Origin of the sequence: Flavobacterium macacae, from assembly GCF_003865365.1 — a bacterium.
In the GTDB taxonomy this organism is placed as follows: domain Bacteria; phylum Bacteroidota; class Bacteroidia; order Flavobacteriales; family Flavobacteriaceae; genus Flavobacterium; species Flavobacterium macacae.
Genome location: NZ_RQVR01000033.1, coordinates 1 through 8,945, shown reverse-complemented (window position 1 = coordinate 8,945; position 8,945 = coordinate 1). Strand labels below are relative to the sequence as shown.

At 37.1% G+C, this 8,945-nt stretch carries 6 protein-coding genes; 2 read left to right on the top strand and 4 right to left on the bottom strand.

The window, feature by feature from the left end:
* The 3 genes from EG849_RS15200 to EG849_RS15190 all read right to left on the bottom strand — a co-directional run.
* Window positions 1–2,795 (bottom strand): beta strand repeat-containing protein (locus EG849_RS15200; RefSeq protein WP_199732373.1); only part of this gene is annotated, 2,795 nt, incomplete at its 3' end.
* A 666-nt stretch (window positions 2,796–3,461) separates the two neighbouring features.
* A complete protein-coding gene (locus tag EG849_RS15195; RefSeq protein ID WP_158611965.1) occupies window positions 3,462–5,297 on the bottom strand; it encodes a tetratricopeptide repeat protein in 1,836 nt (611 codons plus the stop codon).
* A 209-nt stretch (window positions 5,298–5,506) separates the two neighbouring features.
* Window positions 5,507–6,220: a CDP-alcohol phosphatidyltransferase family protein gene (locus EG849_RS15190; protein WP_125014249.1), complete on the bottom strand. Its 714-nt coding sequence runs from the start codon at window positions 6,218–6,220 to the stop codon at window positions 5,507–5,509.
* 107 nt (window positions 6,221–6,327) lie between these two features.
* Here EG849_RS15190 and EG849_RS15185 point away from each other — a divergent pair, with 107 nt between their 5' ends.
* Entirely contained in the window at window positions 6,328–7,398 is a 1,071-nt protein-coding gene (locus EG849_RS15185) for a putative type IX sorting system protein PorV2 (protein WP_449404085.1), read from the top strand.
* Between the two features lie 89 nt (window positions 7,399–7,487).
* Window positions 7,488–8,606, top strand: a complete 1,119-nt coding sequence (locus EG849_RS15180) for a lipoprotein N-acyltransferase Lnb domain-containing protein (RefSeq protein ID WP_125014247.1) — start codon at window positions 7,488–7,490, stop codon at window positions 8,604–8,606.
* Window positions 8,607–8,694: 88 nt separating this feature from the next.
* Here EG849_RS15180 and EG849_RS15175 read toward each other — a convergent pair.
* The coding region (locus EG849_RS15175) for a sugar transferase (protein WP_199732371.1) at window positions 8,695–8,945 on the bottom strand (251 nt) is incomplete at its 5' end.

Sequence of the window (8,945 nt, the reverse complement as noted above, 5' to 3'; positions counted from 1 at the left end):
GTAGCAATTGAGCAATTATCTGTCGAACCATTGTTGATCTGAGCTGGTGTAATTACGGCTTGACCGTTTGCATCTAACGGAACTGAAACATTTTGAGTAATAACAGTTGGAGCAATCAAATCTTGAATAGTTACAACTGCCACAGCAGAACCTAGGTTTCCTGAAGCATCGCTTCCAAAAAGCGTTACATTCAAGCTTTGGCCTGCATTTGAGCACGTAAATAACGATTGGCTGATTCCCCAAGTCGAAATACCACAATTGTCAAAAGAGCCATTGTTAATTTCAGCTGGAGTCAAATTATAAGTACCGTTTTCATCTAAATTAATCGTAATATTTTGTGCTATTATCGTGGGAGCTATTGCATCAAGAACTGTAATAGTGACATTTCGTGTAGCGCTATTATTGCTCGGATCAGTTGCTGTAAAGACAGCAGTAGTAGTTCCAATATTTTCACAAGTAAATGAGTTTGGCGCTAAAGCAATTGAAGCTACAGTACAATTATCAGTAGCGCTTCCGTTGTCAAATTCAGCAGCCGTGGCCGTTGCGTTTCCGTTAGCATCTAGATAGATTGTAGTTGACGCTACGGCGCCAGCGTTCAAATAATGAACTGTCAAGGTTCCTCCATTAAAATAAGACTGCCATCCAGGATAACCGGTAAAACTCCATTGCAAGGTATTAGTTCCTCCATAAACATAACTCGGGACAGTCTGGTTATAGTTAATTGAATAATTCTGATCAGAACCAAAAAGTTGAGCAGAGCCTATGTGGGTTCCCGTTAAACTGATATGTGCAGAATCTCCTGTTCCGCCCCAACCTTGGTCACGGGCAACAAAGTTTAAGCTGACACCAGATAGTACCGAACCCGAAGGAATTGGGTCTGAAAAAGTATAAGTCCAAGGAGCCCAACTGTTGGTTGAATTTGGTGGAACTGACATCGAAGAACTTCCTCCCAAAATCGGCGCAATAGTGTCTTGGACAATTACGGTTGCAGTTCCGGTACTTACGTTGCCACTAGTGTCCGTGACAGCTAATGTAACTGTATTTGTTCCTACGTTAGCGCAAGTGAAAGTTGTTGTACTCAGTGCGTAACTTGCAATTGCGCAATTATCGGTTGAACCATTATTGATCTGTGCTGGCGTAATTACGGCTTGACCGTTCGCGCCTAACTGAACTGTAAGATTTTGAGTGATTACTGTAGGCGCAGCCGTTTCTAGTACCGTAACAATTGCGGTATCTGTGGAAGAAAGCCCAGAAGCATCTGTAACTGTAAGCGTTACTGTATTTGCTCCGATACTGGCGCAATCAAATTCTGAAGGACTGATGCTGTATATCAAATCTGAAGGAGTGGTACAGTTATCACTAGAATTGTCGTTTACCTGAGAAGCACTGAGTACATAAGTCCCCGTAGCATCCAAATAGACTGTGATATCTTTTGCATTTGCAACTGGAGGCAATATGTCGTCTGATAATTGTATCGTGAAATCATATGAAGTCGTATAACCACAAGCATTAACCCCTGAAGCATTAAAATTATACGTTCCTGCTGGCGCGTTAACAATTACGCTCGTCCCGGTAGTTGTATTTAAATAAGTACTTGGTGACCATGTCCATGTAATATTTTCGCCATTTACTACTTCAAGATTCAAAGGTTGCGAACAATAAGAGTATGCGAGAGGCGCTGTGATATCAACACCATTTGCATAAATTCTAGAGGTACTGTTTAACGCATTCTCAATTTGCGAAGCATCTAAAATATAAGTATAAATTACCGTTTCTGTGACTCCCGGAGCGATATTCCCTATGTTATAAGAAAGAGAGATTGCTTCATCACCAATTCTGCTTCCACTTTGTTCCAATCCAATACCGTTCCAAATATTTCCCGCGTGTCTATTGCTGAAACCGCCGTAAGTCACTCTCGCTCTGGTATCAATAGTTGCTAAACCAAGGTAGTGTCCGAAGATAGTTCCCGTAGCAGAAACTAACGCTCTTCCGCAAGGATCTGTTGTTGGCTGATAAACAACTGCGTTGTTTGTCTCAAAACCTCCACCAGTAGCCGCCTCGTTATCTGGATCCACGTTTCTCATATAATAAACGTTATTCATCACCGAGGAAGTTGTATTGGTTAGCTCTACTTTTATGATAAAATAAGTATCACCTTCCATAAAACTGACCGTCTGCTTGATTTTTAAGCCATCAATAGTTCCTTCCCAATTTCCGTAATGCGTATCATTCGAAAAACTTTTGGATACGCTCGTCATCGGTATATTATTTTCACTGCATTGAGCATAATTCCCATAATTAGTACCGTTGATCTGAACGCCAAATCCTTCTTCTGGAGATCCTGGTAAAAAATAATCTCCATTAAATGGAGGGCTTCCCACATTCCATCCATCTTTTAGCGGATCAGCAACGAAACCTAATCTTCCGCCTACATTTCCATGATATCCAGATGGTTGGGCAACAGTACTTCCAAAAGCTCCGCATGGAGATATTCCTACTTCCACATATTGTCCTTGTAAAAAGACATTATTTGATATTAAGGCGTCAGTGGCACCGCCGGCTGCCATTATTGACATTGTCGTGGCTGCTTTTGATAATGTACCCGCACCGGTAGTCGAAGCCGGTGGAAGCGCGCCAGAATTTGCAACATTTAAAGGATGTATGCTCCCTATCTGTGCATTTGCATTAATTGCAAGAAATAAAAATAACAGCAAGCAAAGCATTTTTACTTTTTCTTGCCTGCCATAAAGTCTCGACACTTTTTTATAAAGCGGCAAAAGGTATTTTTTTTGCATAAGTTTAGTTTAAATGAATAATTGTTCTTGAATCAGTTCAAGAGAAGAACATTCAGGGCTAACCTCAAAATAGTCCTGAAAACAATAAGGTTGTGTATAAAAAAGAAAACTTTGGGAGCTAAAAACCGTACGGACACACAAAATGATATGCCACGAGTAGGCATTCATTTAAAATGGAGACTGTGTTTAAGAGTAAATTACTCTCACGGCATTAGCGGTTAAGTTAAAACAGATCGATACATTTGCTTATCGCAATGGGAGATGCATCTTTTTTTACATACTTTTTAATTTTTTTAAATCTGAAATATAAAGCATCGTCAAAAGGGGATTTTAAAATCTTTACACTTCAAAAGGGGGAGATTGAAAAATTACATTCGTGGTAAAAATGGAATTTTCAAATCCAATTAATATTTAATTTGGATGGTATTTGTCCTGGTTGTTAATTTTTTACAAATAAATACATTAATAGTAAATAATAAATACAATAAAGCATAGATTAAACATAGACAATTTTAGATTTTTAAAAATATAAAAGACTAAAAATCAACACATTAAAAAAGCCTTAATAGAACAGCATCAGATTTGAAGTAGAAATAAGCGCTCTTAATTAAATCTTAAAGATAAATTGACCAAGCATAAAAAAACCTGCTAACTGCAGGTTCATTTTTATAAGTTATCAATTATAAAGTCGAAATCAGAATCTTTTTCGATTGCCATTTTTTTCTTCATTCGGTATTTTCTAGTAATAACGCTTTCATGAGAGATTTGTAAGATGGATGCAATTTCTTTATTCGACAGTCCTAATTTTAAAAGGCCGCAAAATTGGATGTCATTTTTTGTAAGCATAGAAAAATCTTGCTTTAGTTTTTTCTTAAACTCTGGATGCAACTGATTGAATTTTGAACCAAAATCTTCCCAATAATCCTTGTTTTTGACTAACTGGAGTAATGATTTTTTTACAGACATATTTTCAGTGCCATTAAAATCCTCATTTTCAATAATAGAATTAATTTGATCTTGCATACTGGCCAGCTGAAGCGTTGTTGATGTCAATTCCTGCTGACGGTGGTCAATCGTTTTTCGAAGTTCTTCAAGAAGTTCTTTGTTCTTTTCATTTTTCATTTTTAACGACCTCTGGGTACTTTCAACTTCCTTCCGTTTTGATTTTTCAGCTTTATTCTCTTTAGAAATTTTTCTATACACGCATACACCGCCAATAAAAAAAACTAAAAGTCCGAAACCTATTATAAGAAATTTTAGGTTAGAATTATTCACCGTTTGCTCAAGGTGCGTATTTTCTTGACTCAGCTGTTGATTCTTTTGCTGATGCGCTCCAACCTGAAATTTCGCCTGAATTTCTTTCGTCGCAGTTTCCTTATCTAATTTTACCAGAGAATCCTGAATAGTCATTGCTTTTTGCAATGATTCAATTCCTTTTTTCTCAATGTTGGTATGCTTAAATGTTTCTGCCGAAGCCTGATAAAAATACAATTGGTCTTCTGCATTAAAATTGTCATTATTGCGCTTTTCAACCAATTTCACAATAGTCAGCGCTTCTTGGTATTTTTTCAGTTCGTTCAACAAATTGACATATTCTGTACCAATTTGCATAAACCGAAACGAATTCAAAGTGGCAAGACCGTCAAATGCTTTTTTATAATATTGCAATGCGGATCTTGAATCTTTTTGGGCTTTAAAAATCTTGCCTAGCTTTGCATAACCCAAATATAAAAGTTCCTTATTATTAATGGTTTCGAGACCTTGCACTGATTCCAAAATTACTACTTTTGCTTTTGCAAATTGACCCAAATACATCAAACAATCTCCATAATTGATAAGCGTCAGGTAGTAATTTTTCATATCCTTGACCGCTTTCATCCCTGCCAACGATTCTTCATACAGATCTTTTGCAAATGAGAAATTCTCCATCTTCAAATATAAATTAGCAAGCTTCTGCTTTTGAACCGCCAAGTTTCGTTTTTCATTGGTTTTGCTCAAGATCGCAATTCCTTTCATCAGGTATTTTATGGACGTTTCATACTCCAACATATAGGTATAATTCGAAGCCATTTCCCCATAAACAATGCCCTTTCCTCTTTGATTGTTAAATTGCTCGTAAATTGCCAAAGCTTCCTCTAAATATTTTAAAGAAACCTGATAATCTCCAGAATTTCTGTAAGAACCGGCGAGATTGATGATGCTTCCGGCCTTATTAAGCGGATGATTGGAGTACCTAACAATTGCCTTTCTATAGTAAAATCGGGAAGAATCTGAATTTCCTACAATATTATAGTATATACCAAAATTATTATAGGTCTTGGCCACCATCGTGTCCGAAAGCGTCTCTTTATTAGCAATCAGCTGCTTTAAGTAAACCTTTGCGCTGTCTGGTTTTGTAAATAATAATCGGGTAACGTTCTTTTGCGCAGCAACAGCATCAAAATTTTTGGACTGGCTAAACGTGCAGAAAGGAATCAGTAAAAATAATATTTTCTTTAACATAGTGGTATTTAGACCCATAAATAATTTGTGGCGACAAAAATAGATTTTTTTTCGGAACACAAAAGATTTAAACAAAACTTAATTTTTTGTTAACTAAAAAATATACTGTCTTAGTGCCGCTATCACCTGATAGATTCCAAATTCAGATACGGACAGAATATAGAATATAAAATTTAAATTTTAAAAAGGAGTCAGAATTTCAACCGGATCTACTCTTTCTTAGTAGTCAAAAGTGAAAGAAGGATATAAAAAATGATCAATAACGGGATTCCGAGTGCTTTGAAGAAAACCAAAAGCAATGCCGAAACGGCCAGAAAAAAGATTTGTAGTTTGTTTTTGGCGAAGCTGGCGCTTTTTATTTTTAAGGAGAAAAGCGGAATTTCCGCATTTAAAATATAAGCGCTCAAAAGTGCAACAGCCAGTAAAACATATTCATTGCTCAAGGCATTTGTGATAAAATCAAATTGGTTATCTGCCAAAATCAATGGCAGGCTTAAAATCACCAACGCATTTGCCGGCGTCGGCAGGCCGATAAAAGAATCAGTTTGGCGCGTATCCACATTAAAATTCGCCAAGCGATAACAAGAACCCAAGGTAATTATAAATCCGAGGAAAGGGAAAAGTAACGTTGGCCAGCCAAAAGACGGAAATCCCAAGGCTTGGTTCATCATTTGGTACATCACCACCCCAGGAACCACCCCGCTGGTAACCATATCGGCCAAAGAATCCAGTTGCAAGCCTAACGGACTGGACACCTTAAATAATCGCGCGAAAAAACCATCGAAGAAATCCAGAAAAATCCCAAGCGCCACGAAGATAAAAGCAAATTTAAAATCTTGGTGAAAGGCAAATATCAAGGCAAAACAGCCTGATAATAAATTCAGTAAGGTAATTATATTTGGAACTTGAGCTTTAATTCGCATAGGTTTTGATTTTGGTTTGCAAGTCCACAAATTTAGCACAATAAGTTTATAGTCTGGTGCGTTTCATAGTACAGATTTTTATTTGATATTTGCAAAAATAATTTACTTTGAAAAAACCCCTACTTGTTGTCTTTCTTTTTGCGTGTAGTTTTGCTCACAGCCAAGCGGTTAGAAAATATTCAAACGAATTTATGAACATTGGTGTTGACGCTGCCGCTTTGGGAATGGCCAATGCAGTGACGGCAAGTACTAATGACGTGAATTCTGGATATTGGAATCCGGCGGGATTGATTGGCGTTCAAGACAAGCAGGTTTCGTTGATGCACGCGAGTTATTTTGCCAATATTGCGCAATATGATTACGCCGGTTTTGCGATGCCGATTGACAATGAAAGTGCTTGGGGACTTTCGGTGATTCGTTTTGGGGTTGATGACATCTTGAATACGACCGAATTAATAGACAGCGAAGGAAATATTGATTACAACAGGATCAGCCTTTTTTCTACGGCTGATTATGGCATTACGTTCTCCTATGCTAGAAAACTTAAAATTCCCGGGTTTCAATATGGCGTGAATGCAAAAGTCATTCGCAGGATCATTGGCGATTTTGCCGATTCGTGGGGATTTGGTTTTGACATCGGTGTCCAATTTGAACAAAACGACTGGAAATTTGGATTGATGGTGCGTGATGTGACCACAACGTATAATATTTGGAACATTAATGAAGACGAGTACAATAAAATCAAGGATGCGATTCCGGGACAGAATCAAGAATTGCCGGAAGATTCTGAAATTACGCTGCCAAAACTACAATTGGGAATCGCGAAAAAATTCATCATCCGATATGATTACAGCATTTTGGCTGCCGTGAACCTGAATACGCGTTTTGAGCAGACCAATGATATTATTTCAACGGATTTTGCAAGCATTGATCCCGCCGTCGGGCTTGAGTTTGGCTACACTGATTTAGTTTTCTTGAGAGCGGGCGTTGGAAATTTCCAGAATGTGACGCAATTGGACGGAACCGACAAAGTGGGTTTTCAGCCCAATATTGGCGTTGGGTTCAAATATAAAGGCATCCAGGTGGATTATGCTTTGACAGATATTGGCGACCAAAGTGTGGCTTTGTATTCTAATATTTTCTCTGTAAAAGTAGATTTGGGAATTTTCAGAAGGTAATTTTTATTTCGCTTCTTCCTAATCTTTATTAAAATTGCCGTTGATTTTTGAATTTATTTCTCGGATATTTGTGTACAAATTTTGAAAAAATGTCTAGACTCAAGCTTCTTATAGTTCTATTTTTAATCACTTTTTTTAATGGTTTTGCCCAAAATGGGATTTTATCTGATGAAGCAAAAGTCAGTATTTTAACCATTGGCACGGCTTCAGAATCGCATACTTTGTACGGACACACGGGCTTGCGCGTTCAAGACCAGCAACGTGGCATTGACGTGGTGTACAACTTTGGATACTTTGATTTTGACACGCCTTTTTTTCTGGCGAAATTTGTTAAGGGAGATTTGCAATATTTTGTAGCTACCAATCAATATCCTGATTTTGAATACAATTACCGACAAGAAAACCGCTCGATATTTGAACAAACCTTGAACCTGACTAAAACGCAAAAACAGCAATTGTTTGACCGTCTGAACCAGACTTTATTTTCAGAAGAACGCTTTTATACGTATAAATTTATTGACCGAAACTGCACGACGATGGTTATTGACAAGGTCAATGAAGTTTTGGGAAGCAAGGTAATTGCAAGCAAAAAACCTGTTGAAAAAACATATAGAGAAATTCTAAATCCGTATTTGAGCATTAATTTTTTCCAGAAATTAGGCGTAAATATCATCTTCGGACCAAAAACGGATAAAAAAGCAGAAGTACTTTTTCTTCCTTTGGAATTGATGGAAGCTTTAAAATCCACAAAAATTGACGGACAACCTTTAGTTTCTGAAACAAAAACGGTTTTTGAGGCCAAACCTCTTGAAAATACTTTTTCGATCTGGAATAATATTTACTTTTTCTCTGCTTTGGTTTTATTAGTTTTAGTCTTGAAAAAGAAAGGTATTTACATTGCTTATTTCAGTATCATGGGACTTTTAGGCGTATTTCTTTCAGGCGTTGGGTTTTATTCCTTCCACGAAGAAGTGGCTTGGAACTACAATATTTTACTTTTTAACCCAACGTTATTAATTTTTCTTTATTTCTTGAAAACCAAAAACAGAAAGTGGATTTCAAACTTAGCTTTGTTTAATTTGCTTTGCATTGTGGTGTATATGGTAATCATTATTAACAAGGCTCAATTGTTATTATTTTTGCCAATGCTGATTACCTCAACAGTTTTATTATCGAAGTTTGCGATAAATAACAGGAAAGTTAGATAACAGAGTTCAGGCTACAGAGTTGAAAGGACGTCGGCAATTTACTGACAATGAAAAATAGTGACTGCTTTTATCTGAACAGGCAAACTATTTATTGTCCACGATAAAACAAAATCGTACTTATTGTTTTGATCGTAATGTTGATGTCTAAGAAAACGCTTCGGTGTTTGATGTAATATAAGTCGTATTGCAGTTTGATCAAGCTGTCTTTTATCGAGTCTCCATACGCATAATTCACTTGTGCCCAGCCCGTTAATCCTGGCTTGATCACGTGCCGGGTTTGCAAATTCCAGTGATATTGACCACCCGATTCCAGTTTAAAGTGAGCACCTAATTCCAGTT